The organism is Sulfitobacter litoralis (assembly GCF_900103185.1).
Lineage (GTDB): Bacteria > Pseudomonadota > Alphaproteobacteria > Rhodobacterales > Rhodobacteraceae > Sulfitobacter > Sulfitobacter litoralis.
This window is the reverse complement of the sequence record NZ_FNJD01000013.1, coordinates 71,851-94,641: the sequence shown is the minus strand read 5'-3', so window position 1 is coordinate 94,641 and position 22,791 is coordinate 71,851. Positions and strand designations below refer to the sequence as shown.

Genomic DNA, 22,791 nt, shown 5'->3' with positions numbered 1-22,791 from the left:
AGCTCCTTTACCTCAGGCGACGTCGCCTGCCGTGCCGTGTCGCCAGATAACCGGCGCTTGCCAGCTTCGAGAAACTCTTTTGACCAGCTGTAATACAGGCTCTCAGCAATACCCTCCCGGCGGCATAGCACCGAGATGCTTTCCTCGCCACGCAGGCCCGCCAATACAATGCGGATCTTCTCTTCAGCTGAATAGGTTTGCCGCGTCTTGCGGCGGATGTTCTTAACCACCTTCTCGGCGGCTTCTTTGGATGTCTGCGGCTTCTTCGTCATCTCGATCTCCTAATCGATAAGATGAACCAGAAATCCTCCCTTATTCAAATCCTCAAATCTGTCCCAAGGGTGCTGACGTCAGACAGTCGAAACAGGCCCGACCGACGCTGTTCTTAATGCGCCAGCTCATCCCTACTCTGCGGCTCTTCGTGCCGCTGCGCCCCAATTTTTTGAGCCGCTTTCAGAGCCATTGTCCGGGGAGATCCCAAGCCCTCTCAACTTGCCAGAAGGGTGCCGTTTTTCGACACGTTGCCCAAGCGCGCAGAACGATTGCCGGCTGAAAGATCCGCAGTTGGGAAAGCTCAGCCTTCAACGCGCAGTCGCGTGTCTGCATCCGCTGGCATTAAAATAGTCGTTCCTCTTCAGCTAAAACAAGATCATCGCGAGCCCGTGGCAAGTGGTGCTAACTACAGGAAACCCGTAATGTTTGACTTCTTCTCTGCTCGCCGTCCCAGTACGCTTGCTTCTTCAGCGATGATCGCAACTTCTCACCCGTTATCAACCTCAGCCGGCCACGAGATCCTGACCAAAGGGGGCAACGCAGTAGATGCGGCGATTGCTGCAGTGGCTGTGCAATGTGTCGTCGACCCTTTGATGACCGGTATAGGTGGAGACTGCTTTGCGCTTTATGCGCCAAAAGGCGGTAAGGTGAAGGCCCTGAATGGGTCGGGACGCGCGCCAGCTGCCGCGACAGTCGAAGCTCTAAAAAATGCAGGTCTCACGGATGAGATCCCCCAAACAAGTCCACATTCGGTCACGATCCCAGGTGCCATTTCGGGGTGGTGCCTTTTGCACAAGGATCATGGCTCTTTGCCAATGGACCAGTTGTTCGCACGCGCGATAGAATACGCTGAAAACGGCTACCCTGTAACACCGCGCGTCGCAATGGATTGGGCTGCGAACGCAGATATTATTGGAGGTGATGAACATGCCGCAAAGCTGTTTCTGCCCGAAGGTAAAGCGCCGAAAGCGGGCGACATGCACGCCCAACCCCTGCTCGCCGAAAGTCTGCGCATCATAGCAAAAAACGGCGCTGCAGGATTCTATGAAGGTGACGTGGCAGCGAAAATGGCGGCACATCTGCAATCTCTTGGTGGGCTGCACACCGAAGCGGATTTCCACGAAGGTCGGGATCAAGCGCACTGGGTTGACCCGATTTCATCGCGTTACGGCGATCATGACGTCTTTGAATGTCCACCGAACGGCCAAGGTTTGGCGGCCCTTCTCATTTTACGGATCCTGTCACGCTTTGACATGGGTAAGGGACTTTCCGACGCTGACCGCATCCATCTGCACGCTGAGGCAACTAAACTTGGATACCATCACCGCGATGCTTTGATCGCTGATCCTGCAGACTGCCCAGATGTTGTCGAAACACTCTTGTCTGACGAGGCCGTAGACGCACTGGCCGCGCGGATCGACATGCGCCGAGCTATGCCCCCTACGCTTTGGAATGAGCCAGAGCATAAAGATACGATCTATCTCAGCGTCGTTGACACACAGGGAAATGCGCTGTCTTTCATCAATTCAATCTTCCACGGTTTTGGCTCGACGCGTTTAGACCCCACCACAGGTGTTCTTTTTCACTCTCGGGGTGCGTCGTTCAGGCTTAATGAAGACCATCCCAATGCCATTGCGCCACGCAAACGCCCCATGCACACGATCATCCCTGGAATGCTTTGCAAAGATGGTGTCGCCGTGATGCCCTTCGGCGTCATGGGCGGGCACTATCAAGCGGCTGGCCACGCAGCCTTTTTGTCTGGCGTGCTGGACTTGGGAATGGATATCCAAGAAGCAATGGATGCACCGCGCAGCTTTGCGCATGATGGTGTGTTGGATATTGAACCAAGCGTTGCCTTGGAAGTCCGCGAAGATTTGACGGCGCGCGGGCACGTGCTGGCCTTGCAGGAATCCCCGATTGGTGGGAGTCAGGCAATCTATATCGACCCCGATACAGGCTTGCTGACAGGTGGGAGTGACTCAAGAAAAGACGGAATGGCTTTGGGATTTTAGTATTAGTTTCTTGTGATCTACTGGGGTTCAGAATGCATAAATTTCGGCGTCTTGCGGTATCTGAACCCCAAATTCTCTCTTCAATTTGCAGCCTCTCATTGGGCGCACCGGCAGCATAAAGGACTTTCACGCCAGCTTTACCATCCGGTTTCGAACCGATTAGATGGCCTGAGAATATCTGGCAGATAAGAACGACACACGAGACGGGGAAATTATGGCGGCAAAATGTGGTGGTAGTCCTAACGCCCCAACAAAATCCCCTAAATTCAGAAGTCGCGATGCGACACGGACACAAGCCGAAATATTGGCCGTCGCTATAGACGAGTTTGCCGAACACGGTTTTCACGGTGCACGGATTGACCGCATAACAAAGGCTGCCAAGTGCAACTCGCGTATGATCTACCATTATTTTGGTGGGAAAGAGCAGCTCTACATCGCGGCTCTTGAGGACATTTTTCAACAGATCCGAGACCAAGAAGCGCAGCTAAATTTTAGCGTAGGGGATCCTGTCACGAAGTTGAATGAACTGGTGGAATTCACCTTCGATTACTTTAAAAATAACGCCGATTTTCGCAAAATGACGCGCAATGAAAACGCTCTGAACGGGATGTATATCGCGCGCTCAGCTGTGATGCGCGACATGTCGGAGCCTCTCATCGTAGCAATCCGCAATCTGGTAGAACGTGGATATTCAAGCGGAGTGTTCAGTCGAAAGCCTGATCCCGCCCAGCTTTATCTTAGTATTGTCGCCCTTTCAGCCCACCACCTGAACAACGCTGCCACTCTTGGCATTGTTGTCGGCCAGAACCTCCATGACGACGCGTGGCAAGAAGAACGTCGGCAACACGCCAAGGACGTCATTCTGAGCTACCTCGGCATCCAGAATCATTAACGCTGTTGCCGCTTCGGAATTGACGCCCAAACTGCCTCGAAAGCGAAAGAAGCGTCAATTCCCCCAATAGGGGAACATGGAGTGCTGTAATTTCAAGCCAGCACCCAGGACCGCGCCTCTTTCTTGAGCGGAGCCTTTTAATTCTAAAACTTTTTACTTAATTTTATTTATAGGCTCACCGCTCTGCAGTTTGATGACTGCATGAACATATTAAATCATCATAAACAAAGCACCGGCACCCCTCTCCAAGTAGGGCCGTCGCCATATCGCTATGCAGTAGAATTGCAGTCGGCGTCTGTTGTTTTCGGCAAGGGAGATGATGCTGTTACAGCACTGTCGCCTACGTCTTTAAAAATGGATGCAGGTGACTTCGTGGCACTTGTCGGCCCGTCGGGTTGCGGCAAGTCGACTATCCTGCGCCTTGTGAGCGATCTGATACAGCCGTCGTCTGGTGTAGTCCTTGTCGGCGGGCGAGAAGCTTCAGCCAAACAGCTGCGCATCGGTATGGCGTTCCAGAACCCCACTATGCTGCCGTGGCTGACAATCGAGCAGAATGTGATGCTGCCGCTCAAGATCGTGGCCCCGTTCAAGGCGACATTCCGCAAGGATCGTAAAGGGGCTTATCGGGACCGCGTCCATCGTTTGTTAAAACAGGTAGGCCTTCAGGATTTTGCCAATCACTATCCTTGGCAGTTGTCCGGTGGGATGTTGCAGCGATCAAACCTTTGTCGCGCACTCATCCATGAGCCCGATCTGTTGCTGCTTGATGAACCCTTCGGGGCGCTGGACCAATTCACGCGCGAAGAGCTTTGGCAAATTCTTCAAGACCTGTATCTGGACCGCAAACCGACGGTGCTGCTGGTCACACATGACCTGCGCGAAGCCGGTTTTCTGGCAAAACGTATCTGCGTGATGAGCGCACGACCCGGACGGGTCATATCGGACGAACCCGTCAACATCCCGCAGCCCCGGGACATTAGCATGATCTACAGCCCAGAATTTGTCGAAATGACCCAAGGCCTGCGCGAGTTGATCGCACAGGTGCGTAAATAGGATGAGTGCTATGACCGAGAAAAATCGCATCCGAATGCTGTCGTTTTCACTGATCTTCGGCTTCTTTCTGATATGGGAAGTACTTTGCGTCTTACTGGACGTCTCTGACCTTGTTCTGCCGCGCCCGTCCGAAATCCTCGTGACGCTCTGGGTCAAGTTTCCGATCTTGGTGCCCCACATCGCCCAGACATTATATTCAACGCTCACCGGCTTTGTGCTTGGTGTCGCGATTGGGACGGCATTGGGAATCATGGTGGGTACATCCAAAGTCGCCTACGCCGTCGCTTCTCCTTTGCTGGTTGGCTTTTCATCCATCCCCAAAGTCGCAGTAGTCCCGATTTTTGTGCTCTGGTTCGGATCGGGCACGACACCTGCGATCCTGACGGCGATGGTGATTTGCGTCTTCCCGATTGTGGTGAATATCGCCACGGGACTGGCCACAACAGAACCTGACCTTGAGGACGTGCTCAAAACGCTTGGCGCTTCAAAGCGGGAAATCTTGGTAAATGTCGGGCTACCGCGCACCATGCCCTACTTCTTTGCGGCGCTGAAGGTTGCGATCACGCTGTCCTTTGTTGGTGCCGTACTGTCCGAAACCGTGGCGTCCAACCGTGGCATCGGAAATGTCATGATGACCGCCTCATCGAACTTCCAAGTGTCGCTCGTATTTGCAGGTTTGATCATTCTCGCTCTGCTTGGTGTGGCCCTCTACTCCCTGTTTTCGCTTCTTGAGAGGCGCGTCACAGGATGGGCAACCCGCGGCAATGACATCGCAATGTCCTAACCAACCCTCCCCTCATCGAAATAAGGAAAGCTGAAATGAAGAATGTTCTCGTGGGTGCCACCTTGGCGCTAATGGCTGGCGCAGCCCCAGTGTTTGCCGAAATGACCGACATCCGATTCACCCTGGGCTGGAAAACGCAGGGCTCTGATGCGCCTTTCCTTCTGGCGCTGGACAAGGGTTACTTTGAAGACGAAGGGCTGAATGTGTCCATTGACCAAGGCGAAGGCTCGGCTGCGACCGTGACGCGGATCATGGGTGGTGCCTATGACGCAGGTTTTGGCGACATCAACGCAATCATTCAGAATGCTGCGGCACGCCCGGGTGAGGCACCTGTCATGGTTTATCAACTGTGGAATCGTCCCCCTTTCGCGATTGTGACACCTAAGACGGCAGGCATCGAAAACCCTGAAGATTTCGAAGGCAAGACACTTGGGGGCGCTCAGGGCACGCCGACAACACGGCTCTTCCCTGTTTTCGCCGAAATCAACGGCATTGACCTCGATAAAGTCGCCCAAGAAAACATGGCACCAAACCTGCAGGAACCAATGATGATCCGCGGGGATATCGATGGCGCGTTCGTGTTCACTTCGACAAGCTGGTTCAACCTGATTGCAAACCGCCAAGACCCGGCAAATGACTACAACTGGTTCAACTTCGAAGACTACGGCATGGACCTGTATTCCAACGGCATGATGGTGTCCCGTGAGCTTCTGGCGGAAAACCCCGAAGCCGTTGCAGGGCTGGTGCGCGCGGTGAACAAAGCGACGATGGAGGTATCTGCCAAACAAGACACTTCGGTCGAGGCGATTATGGCATATGACAATCTGGTGGACGCCGACCTGGAACGCGCGCGGTTGGAATTTGCGCTGACCAATCTGATGAACGCCCCTGAAGTCACGGACATCGGCATGGGTGATCTTGTAGACGAACGTCTGACCCGCTCGATCGAGATCGTCGCGAAAGGCTATGATCTGGAGCGTCTGCCAGAAGCTTCAGAGATTTTTGACCGGTCCTTCCTTCCTCCGGTTGATGAGCGCCGCTTTGAAACGACCATTAACTAACGCTTAACCTCACTGCGGCAGGTGATCGCCTGCCGCAGTGAGGTATCCTGAAAATTTCCCCCACCAACTTGTTCGCGGAACTCTATATGTCCAAGCATCGGTTATTGCTCAGCGGTGGGCTCGTTCTTGTTAAGAATGAAACCTTCGAGCGCGTTTCGATCCTTGTGACGGATGGCATAATTACGGCCCTACTCGCAGATGGCGACGGCCCGGAAGATGCGAAGCGCATTGATGTCAGCGACCGCCTTATTATTCCCGGTCTCGTGAACGGCCACACCCATTCACACGGTGCGCTTGGGCGTGGTGGCGTCGCTGGTGACATGACGCTTGAACCGTTCCTTGCGGGATCAGCTTGGCTGAATGCATCACGCAGCACCCATGATCTGCGCCTCGCAGCAGAACTTTCGGCAGCTGAGTTGATCCGCAAAGGCTGCACAAGTTGCTTTGACCTGTTCATAGAACTACCAGGCCCGACAGTTGAAGGTATCCATGCGGTTGCCGAGGCGTATCAAGGTGCAGGCTTACGCGCCGTCGTTGCCCCTATGATCGCAGACAAGACCATCTATCAGGCCTTGCCTGGACTGCTGGAGCAATTTGACCAGCCCCTGCGTGACATCGTTGCCGCCCTGTCGATGCCGGACTGGCAAGATATTATCGCAGTATGCAATGAGGCTTTCGCGACTTGGCCCGTACCAGATGGGCGTGTCCGACCCGGGATCGGTCCAACGATCCCGCTGCACTGTTCAGATGCTTTTCTTACCTCGTGCGCAGACGTTGCCGCACAGCATGAAATACCGCTGCAAACCCATTTGGCTGAAACGCGACTGCAACAGGTCATCGCACATCAGAAGTATGGCACCAGCCTTACCGCACATCTGGATCATCTACAGGTTCTAAGCCCGAAATTCAGCGGCGCGCATGGTGTTTGGCTATCGCAATCAGAGGCCGACCTCCTTGCGGCCCACGACGCCTGTATCTGCCACAACCCCCTTAGCAACCTGCGGCTCGGTTCTGGTATTGCACCCGTACGGATGCTTATGAACAGCGGTGTGACCCTGGGGGTCGGAACGGATGCTTCGAATACCAGTGACGGTCAATCCATGTTCGAAGCCATGCGCCTTGCGGCGACGCTAAGTCGGGCACAGGCAAGCGACAGCGAAGAATGGATATCCACCCGTGATGCTTTTGCCATGTCAACGACAGGCAGCGCTCGCATTATGGGACTTAAGAATGTTGGTATGATCGCCGAAAGCTGGGCCGCAGACATGCTGTTTCTGGATGCTGGCTACTGCCACTATACGCCACTGCGTACCCCGCTTGACCAGATTGTATTTGCCGAAAACGGTGCTGGCTTGCGTGAGGTGATGATTGCGGGTGAGTATGTATTCGCCAATGACCGCGTGCTGACCCTCGACGAACAAAGCCTTGCTAAACGCGCCGCGGATGCCGCTACACGGCTGGATGAGACAAACACTCAAACACGTTTAATGAACGCAGCAGCATCCGCTGTCGTGCAAAGCTTCTGCCGCGCGACCTGCGCGCTCCCCTACCCCAATTAAAATGAAAGTTACCGCCATGACCCAGCAAACAGACCCTGTAGCCACAGCAAAAGCAATCGTGGAAAGCTATCTTGAACGGTCGATGGTGCCCGATCCTGAAGGAGCCGCAGCCTATGTCAGTGACGGTTTCAAATTGGTGTTTACCGGGGGACGCGTTTTCGCCGGCCCCGCAGAGAGCGCCGCCTTCAACGCAAAACGATATGACTGGGTCAAGAAGAAGTTCCTACGTACTGACGCCGCCCTCGACGAGGCGACAGGGGAGGTCCATGTCTACAACACCGGCTATCTTTACGGGGCGTGGAAGGACGGGACCACATTCGAAACGAACCGGTATTTGGATAAGTTCGTTGTTCGCCACGGCAAAATTGTCAGCACCGACGTCTGGAACGACAGTGCCGAAATAATATTGCACAAGGCTGGTTTAGCAGAAGCGGAACTCTGAATTATGCTCCCTCATCATGGTAGGTACGACTACTCTCCAATCTCTAAACGCGCCGACTATAACTGGCCTGAAGGCAAACGGCTTGCAGTCTACATAGGACTCAATCTCGAACATTTTTCCTTTGGCTCTGGACTTGGTGCCGAACTGGCACCTGGGGGCCCGCAACCAGATGTCCTAAACTACGCTTGGCGCGACTATGGCAACCGCGTTGGTGCATGGCGGCTGTTAGAGTTGTTTGATGCATTAGGGCTGCCTGCCAGTGTGCTCGCCAACAGTGAAATGTATGAATACGCGCCAGACCTCATGGCCTCGTTCAGCGCGCGCGGACACGAGATCGTCGGGCACGGGCGAACGAATTCCGAACGCCAAAGCGACCTGACGACAGAGAGAGAAGCCGAGCTGATCTCCGAAGCTACGAAAGTCCTCAACGATGCCGAAGGTAAACAGCCAAAGGGCTGGCTATCTCCCTGGATCTCGGAAAGCTTCGATACGCCAGATCTACTTTCAGAGACTGGGTACAAATATACGCTAAACTGGTGCATGGACGATCAACCTGTTTGGATGAAAACACGCCACGGACGTCTCTTGTCGATCCCCTATCCGCAAGAGGTCAACGACATTCCCTCTATCGCCGCACGCAAGGATGGTGCGGCCGAATTCGCGAATATGATCATCGATAACTTTGACGAAATGCTTGAACAGTCGTCGCGGCAACCACTTGTCATGGGCATCGCTTTGCATCCCTATTTGGTCGGACAGCCCTATAGGCTTAGACATTTACGCCGGGCGCTGTCTCATATTGTTTCCAATCAAGACCAGGTATGGCTGACGACAAGCGGGGCTATTTCAGACTACTGTTATGAAGTGATACCTGACTTGGTTCCCTGAGCGATACGGTAAGCCCACTTTATCGTATCGTGTTTTTCAGGATTGCGCTTCTCATGAGAACCGCTACCCGAGATTGTTAAATTTTCCCCTTGAGAGGCTCGGTTTCGCGAATGCAGACCACGAGCGTTCAGCCGTCACCGCATATCTAACACCTCGTTTACACCGAGAGTGATAGCGGTTGACGGCCAACATGCTTGTCCGTGACACACATTCGACTCAAACCTATTCTCAAGAAAACAAACCGGACAAACTTTCAAATGCCATCAAGTCACTGATATTATGGCAGAAAATCCTACCATCCCAGCCACTTCACTTTAGACATTCTTAAGATCAGGCCCTCGGGCCGCTGTAGGGTCCGAAATGCCCGATACGTAGGGTTGGCAATGCCCCACTACCTGCACCCTCATTCCGACACGACTGTATTCTAGCTGGATTTATTGAAGAGCGACTCTGGAAGTTTCAGACCGGTTCGATAAGGGTGATGAAAATCCGCAACCGAGGCATCTTTCAATGTTCCGCGATCTTTCAGTGCCCGCAGTTTCCATGGGCCTACTTGCCGCATTTGTCGGATATTCAGCGTCATTCGCGATTGTACTGGCCGGGTTGACCGCAATGGGGGCCACTGGCGCGCAGGCGACGACGGGTCTGTTTTTCGCGACCCTCGGCATGGGGATTTGCAGCATCTGGCTTCCTGCCGTAACGCGCATCCCCGCCGCAGTGGCATGGTCTACGCCGGGGGCGGCCTTTCTTGCGACAACGGCCATCTTGCCTGGCGGGTTTGCCGAAGCCGTGGGCGCTTTGATCTACTGCGCCGGATTGATCGTTTTGACGGGGCTGGTCCCCGCGCTTGGCCGGATCGTGGCCGCGATACCGAAGCCCATTGCAAATGCCCTGCTCGCGGGCGTTCTGCTCAAGCTCTGTCTTGCCCCTGCGCTTGCACTTGGCAGCATTCCCTTGCTGGTTTTGCCGGTGCTCATTGCATGGCTGGCGGGCTTGACGTGGAACAGGCTGGCCGCGATGCCTTTCGCTGTGATTGCGTTTATCGTGGTCCTCTTTTTCGCCGTCGATACGTCGAGCAGCCCGCTTCAGAACGATGGGGGATGGCTCCCTACCTTTGCTTTAACAGCCCCGTTCTTTACGGTTCAGTCCTTCTTTTCTGTCGCTCTGCCGCTGTATCTAGTGACGATGGCGGGGCAGAATATCCCCGGTTTTGCGGTGCTGGAATTGAACGGCTATTCAGTCGAGCGCCAACCCCTAATCCGCAAGACCGGCCTTGTCAGTCTTGCGTTTGCACCGTTCGGGTCCATTCCTGTCAACATGTCCGCGATCACCGCAGCGATGATGGCTGGCGACGACGCGGGCCGCAATCCGGCAACCCGCTATTGGGCGGCAATCACTTCGGGGATTGTCTATATCCTGCTTGCGTTTGCTGCCGCGCTGATCACCGCACTGGCAAGCCTAGCACCGCTTGCTTTGATCACTGCGGTGGCCGGGCTTGCACTTATCCCCGCTTTGGTTGGCTCGCTCTCGGCGGCGTTCACCACGCCCACCCAATTAGAGGCACCGGCGCTGACGTTCTTGATCGCGGCAAGCGGTATGACGCTTTTTGGCATAAGCGGCGCGTTTTGGGGCGTCATCGTAGGGGCGATCATCTGGGTGGCAAAGGCCATCGCGCATCGATTAAAGGCCTGAGCTTCTATTGGCACCAGAGGTTAAAAAAAGTCGATGCATTGCACATATATTTTCCATGAAAAGATTTATATCTGATGATAACGTATTCCAACTGCCCAGTTTACACTTTGACCGAGTGACCTAGTTAACCAAAAATGAACCAACTGAAGAAAATGCAGAATGACTGAAACAACAACGCCCGACGTAGCGCAAAGGTTATCAACCGGGACTTCGGGTCTCGACGATGTGCTGCGCGGTGGCATTACACCCGAACGGCTTTATCTGGTCGAAGGCACCCCCGGAGCGGGCAAAACAACGCTCGCGTTGAAGTTCCTGATGGAAGGACGTGCGGCGGGCAGTCAGGGGCTTTATATTACTCTGTCCGAAACCGTGAATGAGCTGACCGCCGTGGCACGGTCGCACGACTGGACCCTGGATAACATCGCACTGTTCGAGATGGTGGCAGAAGATGAATTCAGCCCCGACCACGAACAATCCCTACTACACCCAAGCGAAGTTGAGCTTGGTGAAACCGTGCGCGGGATCATTGATTTGGTAGAAAAAACCAATCCGGACCGGGTCGTACTTGATAGCCTGTCGGAACTGCGTTTGCTAGCCCAGAATCCGCTGCGGTATCGGCGGCAAATCCTTGCGCTCAAGCATTTCTTTGCGCGTCGCAAATGCACAGTATTGATGTTGGATGACCGCACCGCCGAACCAGGCGATCTGCAATTACATTCGATCGCCCACGGCGTCATTTCGCTGGAGCACTTGGCGAATGACTTTGGCTCTGAGCGGCGACGCCTGCGGGTGATCAAGATGCGCGGGCTAAAGTACCACGGCGGCTATCATGACTTCACGATCGAGCGGGGCGGCATTTGCGTCTATCCCCGTCTGATCGCAGCGCAACATCACCGCACGCATTCGACGGACCCTGTTACCACGGGGCTCAAAGAGCTGGACGCGCTCTTAGGCGACGGTTTGTTCCCCGGCACCAATGCGCTGATGGCAGGCCCTGCGGGCGTGGGTAAGACGACAACTGCGGTGCGCTGCATGATCGCGGCGCTGAAGCGTGGACAGAACGCCGCCTATTTCCTGTTCGACGAACGCCTCTCGACGCTCATGATCCGGTCCAAGGCGCTTGGTATGGACCTGCAACCGTTCATCGACAACGGGACGCTGCAGATCCGGCAAGTTGATCCGGCAGAATTGTCACCTGGTGAGTTCGCCCATGCCGTGCGTAGCGCGGTCGAGGATAGTGATGCCAGTGTTGTGGTGATCGACAGTCTGAACGCCTATCTGCACGCGATGCCCAGCGATAATTTTCTGGTGCTCCAGATGCACGAGCTGCTCAGCTACCTCGCCCAGCAGGGGGTGGTTTCGATCATGGTCCTTGGCCAACATGGCGTTACCGGCGACCTGCGCTCGGATATCGACATCAGCTATCTAGCAGACACCGTTTTGATGATGCGGTTCTTCGAGGCAGGGGGCGAAATTCGCAAATCCATATCTGTCATCAAGACGCGGACGTCGGACCATGAACGCAGTATTCGTGAGTTCAAGATCGATCAAGATGGCATCAGCATCGGCGAGCCGCTCCGCGGCTTCTCATCCATTCTGTCCGGTTCCCCTGTCTATAACGCCTCCAAGGATCACCTTATGGCGCTCAGGGGCGACGACAAGGATGGACCAAAGTGACAGGCCTGCCGCCACTCGGGGAAACTCAGGAAGCGCCGCCTTTAGATTTCTTCTCGTCCGTTGCGGTCATGGCACCGCGGGGGCGGGATGAGACCGTCGCGCGGCAATTACTGGCGAAGGATGGGATCGCGTCGATCTCCGTCTTATCGCTGACGCAGTTGTCCGAGCTTATATCACAACATATCGGCGCGGTGCTGATCACCGAGGAAGCCCTCAGCGGCGCGGATGCCGACGCGCTGGCCCTTGCACTGGATGCGCAGCCGTCTTGGTCGGACGTGCCGTTTATCGTTCTTGCCAATGGGACCACCGGCAGCCGCAGCGAGCGGGCTGCGCAGCGCATCGACACGTTAAGCAACGCCGTGTTATTGTCGCGCCCGCTTCATGCCGAAGAGTTAATCCGCGCCGTGCGGTCATCACTGACAGCCCGCGGTCGGCAGCATCAAGCGCGTCGCCAGCTCGAAGAATTGCAATTGCGCGAACGCCAGCTGTTCGAGAGCGAAGCAAAATTTCAAGCCATTGCCAATTCGGTGGACCAAATGATCTGGTCTACCTTACCCGATGGGTTTCACGACTATTTTAACGATCGATGGTACGAATTTACCGGCGTGCCTGCTGGCTCTACCGACGGCGAAGGCTGGAACGGAATTTTCCACCCCGACGATCAAGAGCGCGCATGGGAGCGGTGGCGCCACAGCCTCAGCACCGGTGAGAACTACGAGATCGAATACCGCCTGCGTCATCGTTCGGGCGACTATCGCTGGGTGCTTGGCCGGGCCCAGCCGGTACTAGACAAGGACGGTACCATTCTGCGGTGGTATGGCAGTTGCACCGATATTCACGAAATCAAAGTCGCCGAAGAACAGCGCCACTTGATGCTGGGTGAAATGAACCACCGTGTCAAAAACACGCTGGCCATGGTCAATGTAATGGTCTCGCAGACCCTCCGGCTGGCAGATAATCTTCGGGATGCGCAGACGTCTTTGCAATCGCGTATCGCCATGATGGCCCAGGCCCATGACCGCCTGATCGCGACGTCTTGGGCAGAAACCCGGCTGCCCGAAGTGGTCGACGCCGCACTGGCAGCGCATCGCACCGGTGAAGGTCGCTTTGATATCGAGGGACCGGATCTCGAAGTGGGTTCAAAGCAGGCGCTGGCGATGACCATGGCGATCCATGAGCTAAGCACCAATGCCAGCAAATACGGCTCTCTTTCGGCTCAGGGCGGCAAGGTCCGCATCTGCTGGGCGAAAAAAGATGATGTCTTCACGTTCACTTGGGTCGAGACAGACGGCCCCCGGGTTTCGCCCCCAACCAAACGCGGCTTTGGCAGCCGGATGATCGAACAGGCACTCGCAGGATATTTTCAGGGAAAGGTGGAACTTTCTTACGACCCAGAAGGTTTACACTTCAAGCTCAGTGCGCCCGGCTCCGGATTGCTGCTCTGATACTTCCGTCTCTGCAGAATGAAAGGTTGCGCTGCGCTATGTATTCCGAAAACACCTCACGGCTTGCCGTCCTTGTTGTCGAAGACGAACCCCTGCTGCGCATGGACGCCGTCGACATGATAGGCGATGCTGGTTTCAAGACCTACGAAGCCTGTTCGGCCGATGAAGCGATGGCACTGATCCGCGACAATAATGATATCGGAATCCTGTTTACAGATATCGACATGCCAGGGTCCATCAATGGGCTAAAACTTGCGGCCTGCATCCGCGAAGGCTGGCCGTCAGTAGAAATTCTTATCGCGTCGGGCGTCGTGGGCGTGACGGATGAGGTTATGCCGGAGGGTTCGAAATTCTATTCCAAGCCCTATGTAACAGCGCAAATTATTAGCGATATGAAAACGATCGCGGCGTCCGAAGAACATTCCGTCTAGGCCGGAGTTCGAAGGTAGGGTCGATTTTATACCGGCAGGGTCGCCCCCGCCGTTTTTTTGTTTACAATACCAACGGCTAGGGTCCTACATCTTATAGAAATTGCAAGCAGACGTCGGCTTTCTCAAAAGGGCTAAGGTCTGTCGCGACTTCGATTTACACGATCCGCAACCGACCGACGCGCCAAGCAGGCAAGCGTACGATCGCAGCTGTACCCTTATCCGTGGCTTGAACCTCGAATTCACCACCATGAAGCTCAACCAGTTTTCGGGTTAACGGCAAGCCAAGCCCCAAACCCCCGCGGGTATCTCTGGTTCTAATATGCCCCCCGACGACGAAAGGTTCATACAGCGCCGCGAGATCAATATTGTCGTCCAATGTGCCGGTATCAGTGATTGAAAGTTCAAGATTTCTAGCGCTATCCAACCTACTTCCGATGGTGATCTCTGATCCGCCGTGGTTGATCGCATTAAGGGCAAGCGCGTGCAAAGCAAGTTTGATATGATGGGGGTCGATGTAAATGGATGCGGTGTGCGCATTCTCATCTAGCGCAATCGACTTCAACTCGCCATTCGCACCCGGCAATACCAATTGGGCAACACCGTTCAGAATATCGTCCAATTCGCAATCTTGTTCGTTCAGGGAAAGCTCTCCGGTCGACGCGTCACTATAGGTGATAATCGCTTCAACCAGCCCCATAAGATGCTCTGTCGATTTTCGTGCCGAACTGATCAGCCCTGCATTAACGCCACGATCTGCCATCGCCTCGAGCAACCGCAAGCTCCCAAAGAGAATGGTCAGCGGCGTTCGTAATTCATGGCCGATAAGGGTGATAAAGGTCGATTTCGCGCCTTCGTCTTTCGTAAGATCTACCGGGGTTGGCGGCACGCCTTCCAACGCGGCGACGACGGCTTTTCCCAAATCTGTCAAGATCGACATCTGGTGATCCGATGGCGCTTCGTGAGGAACCAGATCAAGGACGCACAGGCTCCCAAATCGGTGCCCAGACGACAACACCAACGGGACCCCCGCATAGAACCGGGCACCAGGCCCGCCTTCAGCTACCATCGGATGGGTCTCGAACCGAGGGTCTTTGCTGAGATCCGGCACGACCATCGGTTTACCCGACATTATCGTATGGGTGCAAAAGCTGTTGTTCTTGGACATCCGGTCAAGCGCGATACCAACGACGGACTTGTACCACTGGGTCTCACCTTCAACGACACTGATGTGTGCAATTGGACAATCCAGTATCTTTCGTGTCGCGTCGCAAATGGCATCGAAAACGCCACTATTTGCTTCGGTCAGGCCGGGAACAGCAAAGACTGATCTAAGGCGTGCTTCTTCATTGAAGGGAATAGGATAGGTTCTCAATGTGCACCTCGTTAACTCTTTATTCAGCGACTATTGACTAGAAATTGTGTCTAATCAATTATTTATTAGCCACCGGTGCGTCTGGGTTTGGTTAAACGTTGCCGCAACTATCACAGCGGGAAGTTTGCCATGATTTCGCGCTAAGCGGGTGAGTATTCGACCGACACTGACTTACCCAGCGAGCTGTAAGTTTGGGGTGAAGCGCGCGGTCGACGCCTCTACCGCGTAGGCCTCTGTAAAGACTTCTGGATCGCGCGCGATACAGGACACGGCATCGGTGATAAATTCCACTTTGGCGTCGTCCATCAGGACCGAGAATGCAAGCCTGGTCCAGCCGGGTTTGGCGACTTCGTTGCCAGATGCAATTTCCGCACGCAGCTGATCAGATTGTGCCCGGTCGATCCCCAGCAAGCGGTGTGCATAAGGACCGGCACAGGCACATCCGCCGCGGGCTTGAATGCCAAAATGATCAGAGAGGATGCGACAGACCAGTTGCGGGTGCACGACACTCCCGTATCGGTCGCGGACCATGAAAGAAAAAATGGGCAAGGCCGTGGCATCGACCGTACCCAGAATAGTCAGCCCCGGCACGTTTCGCCACGCCGTCAAAGCTTTGCGCCGATGCGCGCTCAGGGTCGCTGCCATATGCGCCTCGCCGATTGCCTCTTTCACAATAAAACACAGTGCCGCGCGGATATCGCCGATGACATTGGGCGTGCCGGCTTCTTCTCGTGCGACCACATCGGCAGCATAATCCTGCCCCCAGGGGGATACAAAGCGCACTGTGCCGCCACCCGGGCTGGTCGGCCGGGCGCGCTTGACTGCATCGCGGCGCAAGATCAGCACGCCAGAAGCCCCCGGCCCCCCGATGAATTTATGCGGCGACACGACGACCGCATCCATCCCCATCCCCATATCAATGGGCAGATACGGCCCTGCCCCCGCATAATCCCAGACGCTCATCGCGCCGCTCCGCTTGAGCAAACGGGTGATCGCGGCGACATCGCTGACAATGCCCGTGACGTTCGATGCGGCCGAAAAACTTCCAATCACGGACCGGTCGGCATGGGCCGCGAGCCGTGCCGCCAGATCATCCATATCGGGCCCGCCAGCAGCGGCTTCGGCGATATCTATGACCTCTGCGCCGGATTCGCGCCATGGCAAGATGTTGGAGTGATGCTCATAAGGTCCAATCAGCACCAGCGGGCGCTTTCCCTCGGCCATCATCGCATCGACCCCAAGCAAAGCGGCCAGCTTTGTCAGTCCAGCTGTGGCCCCGGCCCCGGCAAAGATAACCGCATGATCCGTGTCCGCGCCACACGCCTGCGCCACAACGCGTCGGGCTTGCGCCCGCAAACGGTTCATATGTCGGCCGCAGTAAGACGCTTCGGTATGCGCGTTGGAATAATAGGGAAGCACATCCTTGGCGATCCGGTCTTCAAGCTGCTTTAGCGCCCGCCCGGAGGCGACATAATCTGCATAGATCAAAGGGTGGGGCCGCGTGGCCCAGGGACCATCATGCCCTCTCCTATCAAGCCAGAGCGCAGATCGGGTATGATGTCGCCAGCAGTAATCTCGTGGCGAAAGCTGTCAAAGAGCTCGGGCGTCTCGGTCATGGGTCAATCCTTCTATCTTGCCGTAAGTTAAAGTGACAATGACATGAGAAGCTGCAATAAACTTACCCTATTACCACCAACTTTCCGAGGTTTTTCGTTCAAATGACCCAACAACCAGCCCCAAAGCTCGACCGGATCGATGCCGCGATTTTGCGCGTGCTCCAAAAAGATGCGTCGCTGTCGCAACGTGACGTCGCTGATCGGGTGGGGCTGTCGCAGAATGCGTGCTGGCGTCGCATCGTCCGCTTACGGGAAACGGGGGTCATCACCGGCCAAACGCTGCGGCTGGATCATGAGCGGATCGGGCTGGGATTAACGGTTTTTGTCATGCTGCGCACACGGGATCACTCTCCGGAATGGCTCGAGACCTTTCGCAAGACGGTCCTTGGGATCGAGAACATCATTGACGTGTTTCGGATCGCCGGAGATTACGATTACATGCTGAAAATCGTCGCGCAGAACATGAATGATTTTGATCGCATCTATCAGCGATTGATCGCAGGGGCCGCGCTAGAAACAGTTACATCCTGCATCGCCATGGAAGCCATCGCCGATCGGCGCGACCTGCCGGTCTGACGCGGCCCAAAGGCGCATTGCGCGTTAAAAAGAAGGGCGTTCGGCGCAGCTCTTTGCACCATCGGCAAGGTCCCGCATACAAAACAGGCCGCGGCACAATAGCCGCGGCCTGTAGGGTCCAACGCGTCCGGTTGTTAGTCGGCAATACCGCCTCCGCGTAACCGAACGACGCGATGATTAGCAGTTACTGCATGCCGTAGTTTGCACGGTCCAGCTTGTCGTAGATCTCTGCTTTGGCCAATGCTGCCAATGCGTCCGTCTCGCTGTGCTCCACATCCGCCAGCAGATCGGCCCAGCGATCAACGATGCGCTTATAGTCTTCCAGCAGCGCTTCGGGGTTCTCGATGCCGCGGCCCTTGGCGTTCTCGATCAGGACGGCCTCGTCGGCGATCACAAATTCCGCCAGCGCATCCGTCAAAGCCTGATCAGGTTCAAACACCTCCATGCCGCCTTCTTTGGCCGCGGAAACCGCTTTTTCAACATCTTTGTCAAACTCGACCCGGTGCTGCGCAAGGTAGTATGCCATCTGGTCAAACAATACGCCGCGCGACTCTTCCGACAGGCCTTGCCAGAACGCAGGGTTATAGCCCCATTCGAAACCGGCATAATAGTTGCCGACGGCCAACGTGTTCATGTGCGTGACCACATCCGAAAGCGAGAAGGAATCCAACGCATCCGCAGCCGCAACCGCACAATCAAGCGATCCTGTGTCGAGGCCAGTGTACATCTCGCTTGACGGGATAGACACGGGTACCGCGCCCACATGTTCGGCAAAGCGTGACCAGGCACCGCCCGCCATGCGCAGACGCTTGCCCTGAATATCCTCGTAGGTAGCGACAGGCGTGTTGCACATCATGTAGTATTGCGAAGTCGAATATCCGCCGCCGAAAACGACGCCATTCTCTTTCCACTCGGCCAGTGCGGCCTCGTTGGTGAGGCCGAATTCGGTCGAGGCAAAGGCCATGACCATCGGATCGGTGTTATAGAAAGCAAAGTTGCCGATCAGGTTGGCAACGGGCAGTTCGGACGGGGTGTAGGTGCCCGCGTGATAGGTCACTTGTGCCACGCCATCGCGCACGCCTTGCAAGGATGCGGCCGGCGGCAGAAGCGATCCACCGGCGAAAACGGTAAAGTTCACGTCCCCGTTGGTTTCCTCGGCCACGCGCTTGGCGAACTCGACATAGGGGCCGCGCACCATCGAATGGCGTTCGGCAAAGAAGTGGTTGGCGTTTTGCGCGATGGCAGCAGTGCCAAGGCCACAGGCCGCGAGGGCCAAAAGGGATGTCTTCAGTTTCATATTGTCGTCTCCTCCGGTTGAAAAGTTTTCACTGCGCCATGAGCGAGGGCAGGAATAGGCTGATCGCGGGAAAGGCGATCAAGATGAACAGGGTTAAAATATCCATAGCGATGAACCACGTGGTGCCCGAGATGATGTCGCTGAGCTTGACCTCGCCCGATAGCGCGCTGTGTAGGACGTAAAGGTTCAGCCCAACGGGTGGCGTCACAAGGCCGATTTCAAGCAGTTTGATGCAGATGATGCCGAACCAGATCAGGTTGATGTCAGCGGCCTCTAGCACCGGCAGAAGGATCGGCAGCGTCAGCAGGATCAGACCGATGGAATCGATCACCATGCCCAGAATGATGAACAGCGCAGCGATCATCAGGATAATAACGATCTGATTATCCGAAACGGCCAGCATCATGTCGGTCAGCGCCCGTGGCACACCTGACAGCCCCATGAAACGGGTGAACATCACCGCTCCAATGGACAGAAAGAAGATCGAAGACGTCGCCAACGTCGTCTGACGGATCGCCTCGGCCAGTGCTTTGCGCGTCAGTGAACGACGCAACAGCGCGACGGTTGCAGCCAGAAACGCCCCGACGGCCCCTGCCTCGGTCGGCGTGAAAAACCCACCAAAGATGCCACCTAAAACGCCCAGAACCAACACAGGAAACGGCCAGACCGACCACAACAGGCGCAGCAGTTTCTTGCGGTCAATCCGCTCTACTACGGGTGGCGCAAGCGCAGGTGTCACCGTGGCACGCACGGTAATCATCGCCATATAAACAAACGCTGATAGCACGCCGGGAATAACACCTGCGATAAACAGCTGGCCGATCGATTGCTCGGTGAAGATGCCGTAAAGCACCATCAGGATCGATGGCGGAATGAGCGAACCAAGCGTCCCAGACGCCGCGACGACGCCGGTGGCCAGCGACGGGTGGTAGTTTGCCCGCAGCATCTCGGGCACGGCGATTTTCGACATGGCAGCAGTCGTCGCGATGGACGACCCAGAGGCCGCGGCGAACAGGCCACAGGCACCGACGCTCGCCGATGCCAATCCGCCCGGCACCCGCGCCAACAAAACGCGCAGCAGATCAAACGCGCCCGCCGTCAGGCCGGTATTGGCCGCGATAAAGCCCATAAACAGAAACATCGGGATCGCTGTCAGCGACCAGTCGCCGATCAGGTTAAACGGCATCGCACTCACGATCCCAAGTGCGGCTTGCAGGTTGAACATGACGGTGATGCCGACAAAGGACACCGCCATAAGCGCCGTGCCGATGGACATCCGAAAGGCCAGCAGGCCGAACAGGCTACCGACGCCGATCCATCCGATCAAAAGGTTGCTCATGACATGTTCCCATCAAGTTGAGATTGCGTGACGGGCTGCCCGCGCAGCACAAGGATGGCGCGAAGAAAAGCCGCGAGACTGGCAAGGCCGAAGCCAAGCGGCAACACCATGCGTGACGGCCAGACGATGACCTCGCGCCCGCCCATGACCACCTCTCCGACGCGCAGCGCCCGCGCGGCATCAAGCCCCGTACGCCATGTCATCACCGCAAGGATCGCCGCTGCGGCAAGGCAACTTAGTACCAAGGCCAGCTTCTGAAGCCAGCTGGGAAAGTGATTGAATAAAAGATCGACCGAGATCTGCTGGTCCTGCATTTCAACAAAGGCCATCGGCAGCATCACCAGCGCGATCATATAATAATAGGAAGACATCTCGACGGTGCCTTGGATCGGCGCATTCCACACCAGTTTCGCGACGACATCGGCCACGATATTCAGCATCATCGCGATGACCCCGAAGCCGCCAATAAACATCAGCGATGCGCATAATTTGTTGAATAGTGTCAGCATCGGGCCTCCTCCCCATACCAAAACGGGGACCAAGCCCGTCATTCCGCCTCAACCTCTCCGCTCAGGGGGCGGTTGACAAATAGCGATGATTGATCGAGTGATAACGAAACGCGATCACCCGGGAACATGCGCATGACCGACACCAAGAAACCCACCCGGCTCGACCTGCGGCATCTGCGATATGCTTTGGCCGTGGCGGACGCCAGCGGGTTTCGCGCAGCCGCCGAGACGCTCAATATCGCGCAGCCCGCCATTTCGAAAGCCGTGAAAGACACTGAAATCGATTTGGGGTTCCGTATCTTTGACCGCAGCGGCCCGCGCGTTCTGCCCACGCCCGAGGGGGCCGTCTTTCTTGAGGATGCGCGCCAGACGGTGGCCCAGTTCGAACGAACCATCCGCGCCTCGCGCCAGAATGCGGCCGGCGCACGGGGGCATATCATCGTCGGGTATTCGGCGCTTGCCACCTCGCGGCAAATCTCTGAAGCGCTGGATGCTTTCCACCGCAGCGTGCCGGGTGTGCAAGTCGAGATGCATGTCATGTCTACCGATAACATGCTGAAAAACCTGAAATCTGGCGTGATCGATCTTGGTTTCCTGCTGTCTCATCCCACCGTCGGCGCGCCGGGGATCGACCAGATGCCGGTTTGGCGCTCGCGCATTGGTGTGGTCGCCCCCGCCGGAGAAGCCCCCGAACGGGTCGAAGACCTAACAGGCGTGCCCTTTGTCATGGGGCTGCGCGAAAACTGGCGGTCTTGGCGCGCCCTTCTCGACAGCGCGTGTGATCGGGCGCGGCTTAGCCCCGTGGTGGTGGACGAGGCATGGGACGTACAGGTGATCTTGCAGCGCGTGGCCGAGCGGCGCGGCGTGACGCTGTTCCCCACGAGCATGGCCGATAGTCTGCCCGCCGCGCTGGAATTGACACCGGTCGAGGGGCTGGATGCAGAAGCGACGATCGCAATGGCATGGAGCATCAAGGCAGATACCGGCTTGCTGCGGCAGTTTCGCGGTCACTTCCCCCCGCTGGGTTGATCGCTTTCGGTTATCGCGCGATATCGCGAGTCTATTTGCGTAACCGCCCCATAACGCGATTTTATGGCAGCATGAAACAGATGCCGATTGCCCCATTCGACCTGCCCCAAGCGCAGCCTTTTCTCCTTGAGGGCAGCGATATCGGCTTTCTCTTTTTTCACGGCTTCACCAGCACGCCGCAAAGCGTGCGCGAAGTCGCCCTAGCTGTGCACGCGGCAAGCGGTGCGACGGTGTCTTGCCCATTGCTCGCAGGGCATGGCAAAGACCCGGCAGCCTTGGCGCAGACCGGCCAAAGCGATTGGGTCGGCTCTGCCGAAGCGGCTCTTGAAACGCTATCGGCGCGTTGTGCGCGGGTGATCGTCGGGGGGCTTTCCCTAGGCGCAACCCTGTCTCTGAATCTTGCCGCGCGTATGCCCGACAAGATACATGGCGTGGTCAGCATCAATGGCTCTACCGGGCTGTACCGCCCCGAAGTGGTCGCCCCGCTTTATGAGCCTCAGGGGGCGGCGTTCATCAGCGGCATCGGTTCGGATATTGCCGAACCGGGCACCACCGAAATCTGCTACGACCGCATCCCGCGTGAAACCCTGAAAGAGCGTTTCCTTCTTACCAATGCCACCGGTGCGCTGCTGCCACTGATCCGCCAGCCCATTTTGATCTTGCAATCGCGCCGCGATAACGTCGTTGATCCGCAAAATGCACCGCGTATCGCGACCTCGGTGGCGTCTAGCGATATCCAGCTTGGCTGGCTCGAGCGATCCTACCATGTTGCGACATTAGATTATGACCGCGGCCTGATCGCCGAACGGATCACCGAATTTTTGCGGCGTTGCACAGCCTGAGA

At 56.2% G+C, this 22,791-nt stretch carries 22 protein-coding genes and 1 pseudogene; 16 read left to right on the top strand and 7 right to left on the bottom strand.

Features of this window, described 5'->3' with window-relative positions; translation table 11 throughout:
* On the bottom strand, nt 1-272 hold a 272-nt coding region (locus BLQ98_RS11730), incomplete at its 3' end, for a transposase (RefSeq protein WP_141135321.1).
* 142 nt (nt 273-414) lie between these two features.
* Here BLQ98_RS11730 and BLQ98_RS11725 point away from each other — a divergent pair.
* The 13 genes and pseudogenes from BLQ98_RS11725 to BLQ98_RS11665 all read left to right on the top strand — a co-directional run.
* Nucleotides 415-624 (top strand): annotated as a pseudogene (locus BLQ98_RS11725) (oligopeptide/dipeptide ABC transporter ATP-binding protein); the annotation flags it as partial.
* Nucleotides 625-695: 71 nt separating this feature from the next.
* Nucleotides 696-2,285, top strand: coding sequence for a gamma-glutamyltransferase (gene ggt / locus BLQ98_RS11720; RefSeq protein ID WP_093733499.1), 1,590 nt, complete (start codon nt 696-698; stop codon nt 2,283-2,285).
* A gap of 214 nt (nt 2,286-2,499) precedes the next feature.
* On the top strand, nt 2,500-3,177 hold the full coding sequence (locus tag BLQ98_RS11715) for a TetR/AcrR family transcriptional regulator (protein WP_208596059.1): 678 nt from the start codon (nt 2,500-2,502) through the stop codon (nt 3,175-3,177).
* A 201-nt stretch (nt 3,178-3,378) separates the two neighbouring features.
* Nucleotides 3,379-4,230 carry an ABC transporter ATP-binding protein gene (locus BLQ98_RS11710; protein WP_093733497.1) on the top strand — a complete coding sequence of 284 codons (852 nt, stop codon included), beginning with the start codon at nt 3,379-3,381 and terminating at the stop codon, nt 4,228-4,230.
* A 10-nt stretch (nt 4,231-4,240) separates the two neighbouring features.
* Nucleotides 4,241-5,014 carry an ABC transporter permease gene (locus BLQ98_RS11705; protein WP_208596058.1) on the top strand — a complete coding sequence of 258 codons (774 nt, stop codon included), beginning with the start codon at nt 4,241-4,243 and terminating at the stop codon, nt 5,012-5,014.
* A gap of 35 nt (nt 5,015-5,049) precedes the next feature.
* Entirely contained in the window at nt 5,050-6,075 is a 1,026-nt protein-coding gene (locus BLQ98_RS11700; protein WP_093733495.1) for an ABC transporter substrate-binding protein, read from the top strand.
* 86 nt (nt 6,076-6,161) lie between these two features.
* Nucleotides 6,162-7,634, top strand: coding sequence for an amidohydrolase family protein (locus tag BLQ98_RS11695; RefSeq protein ID WP_093733494.1), 1,473 nt, complete (start codon nt 6,162-6,164; stop codon nt 7,632-7,634).
* 16 nt (nt 7,635-7,650) lie between these two features.
* Nucleotides 7,651-8,076 carry a nuclear transport factor 2 family protein gene (locus tag BLQ98_RS11690; protein ID WP_167354542.1) on the top strand — a complete coding sequence of 142 codons (426 nt, stop codon included), beginning with the start codon at nt 7,651-7,653 and terminating at the stop codon, nt 8,074-8,076.
* Between the two features lie 3 nt (nt 8,077-8,079).
* A complete protein-coding gene (locus BLQ98_RS11685) occupies nt 8,080-8,964 on the top strand; it encodes a polysaccharide deacetylase family protein (RefSeq protein ID WP_093733492.1) in 885 nt (294 codons plus the stop codon).
* Nucleotides 8,965-9,474: 510 nt separating this feature from the next.
* The gene (locus BLQ98_RS11680) at nt 9,475-10,656 is read left to right on the top strand and encodes a benzoate/H(+) symporter BenE family transporter (RefSeq protein ID WP_093733491.1); all 1,182 of its coding nucleotides are present in this window, start codon (nt 9,475-9,477) and stop codon (nt 10,654-10,656) included.
* A 159-nt stretch (nt 10,657-10,815) separates the two neighbouring features.
* Nucleotides 10,816-12,333 (top strand): ATPase domain-containing protein, encoded by a 1,518-nt coding sequence (locus BLQ98_RS11675; protein WP_093733490.1) that lies wholly within the window; start codon nt 10,816-10,818, stop codon nt 12,331-12,333.
* Nucleotides 12,330-13,778 (top strand): sensor histidine kinase, encoded by a 1,449-nt coding sequence (locus BLQ98_RS11670; RefSeq protein WP_244148426.1) that lies wholly within the window; start codon nt 12,330-12,332, stop codon nt 13,776-13,778. Before BLQ98_RS11675 ends, BLQ98_RS11670 begins: the two co-directional genes overlap by 4 nt.
* A 38-nt stretch (nt 13,779-13,816) precedes the next feature.
* On the top strand, nt 13,817-14,209 hold the full coding sequence (locus tag BLQ98_RS11665) for a response regulator (RefSeq protein ID WP_093733489.1): 393 nt from the start codon (nt 13,817-13,819) through the stop codon (nt 14,207-14,209).
* Between the two features lie 154 nt (nt 14,210-14,363).
* Here the strand turns inward: BLQ98_RS11665 and BLQ98_RS11660 are convergent, their stop codons facing one another.
* From BLQ98_RS11660 to BLQ98_RS18630, 3 genes are all read right to left on the bottom strand, one after another.
* Nucleotides 14,364-15,581, bottom strand: a complete 1,218-nt coding sequence (locus BLQ98_RS11660; RefSeq protein ID WP_093733488.1) for a GAF domain-containing sensor histidine kinase — start codon at nt 15,579-15,581, stop codon at nt 14,364-14,366.
* Between the two features lie 171 nt (nt 15,582-15,752).
* Nucleotides 15,753-17,069, bottom strand: a complete 1,317-nt coding sequence (locus BLQ98_RS11655; protein WP_341833159.1) for an aminotransferase class V-fold PLP-dependent enzyme — start codon at nt 17,067-17,069, stop codon at nt 15,753-15,755.
* Nucleotides 17,066-17,197 (bottom strand): hypothetical protein, encoded by a 132-nt coding sequence (locus BLQ98_RS18630; RefSeq protein ID WP_341833158.1) that lies wholly within the window; start codon nt 17,195-17,197, stop codon nt 17,066-17,068. The genes BLQ98_RS11655 and BLQ98_RS18630 overlap by 4 nt, the downstream gene beginning before the upstream one ends.
* A gap of 102 nt (nt 17,198-17,299) precedes the next feature.
* Here BLQ98_RS18630 and BLQ98_RS11650 point away from each other — a divergent pair, with 102 nt between their 5' ends.
* Nucleotides 17,300-17,773, top strand: a complete 474-nt coding sequence (locus BLQ98_RS11650; protein WP_093733487.1) for an Lrp/AsnC family transcriptional regulator — start codon at nt 17,300-17,302, stop codon at nt 17,771-17,773.
* Nucleotides 17,774-17,957: 184 nt separating this feature from the next.
* Here BLQ98_RS11650 and BLQ98_RS18480 read toward each other — a convergent pair whose 3' ends face one another.
* The 3 genes from BLQ98_RS18480 to BLQ98_RS11635 are packed head-to-tail and all read right to left on the bottom strand — an operon-like array spanning nt 17,958 to nt 20,918.
* Nucleotides 17,958-19,070, bottom strand: a complete 1,113-nt coding sequence (locus tag BLQ98_RS18480) for a C4-dicarboxylate TRAP transporter substrate-binding protein (RefSeq protein WP_237273510.1) — start codon at nt 19,068-19,070, stop codon at nt 17,958-17,960.
* A 28-nt stretch (nt 19,071-19,098) separates the two neighbouring features.
* A complete protein-coding gene (locus tag BLQ98_RS11640; protein ID WP_093733486.1) occupies nt 19,099-20,409 on the bottom strand; it encodes a TRAP transporter large permease in 1,311 nt (436 codons plus the stop codon).
* The gene (locus tag BLQ98_RS11635; RefSeq protein ID WP_167354541.1) at nt 20,406-20,918 is read right to left on the bottom strand and encodes a TRAP transporter small permease; all 513 of its coding nucleotides are present in this window, start codon (nt 20,916-20,918) and stop codon (nt 20,406-20,408) included. The genes BLQ98_RS11640 and BLQ98_RS11635 overlap by 4 nt, the downstream gene beginning before the upstream one ends.
* A gap of 132 nt (nt 20,919-21,050) precedes the next feature.
* Between BLQ98_RS11635 and BLQ98_RS11630 the strand changes: the two genes are divergently transcribed.
* Both BLQ98_RS11630 and BLQ98_RS11625 read left to right on the top strand, forming a co-directional pair.
* Nucleotides 21,051-21,947 carry a LysR family transcriptional regulator gene (locus tag BLQ98_RS11630; RefSeq protein ID WP_167354540.1) on the top strand — a complete coding sequence of 299 codons (897 nt, stop codon included), beginning with the start codon at nt 21,051-21,053 and terminating at the stop codon, nt 21,945-21,947.
* Between the two features lie 71 nt (nt 21,948-22,018).
* Nucleotides 22,019-22,789: an alpha/beta hydrolase gene (locus BLQ98_RS11625; RefSeq protein WP_167354539.1), complete on the top strand. Its 771-nt coding sequence runs from the start codon at nt 22,019-22,021 to the stop codon at nt 22,787-22,789.
* Nucleotides 22,790-22,791: the final 2 nt, after the last annotated feature.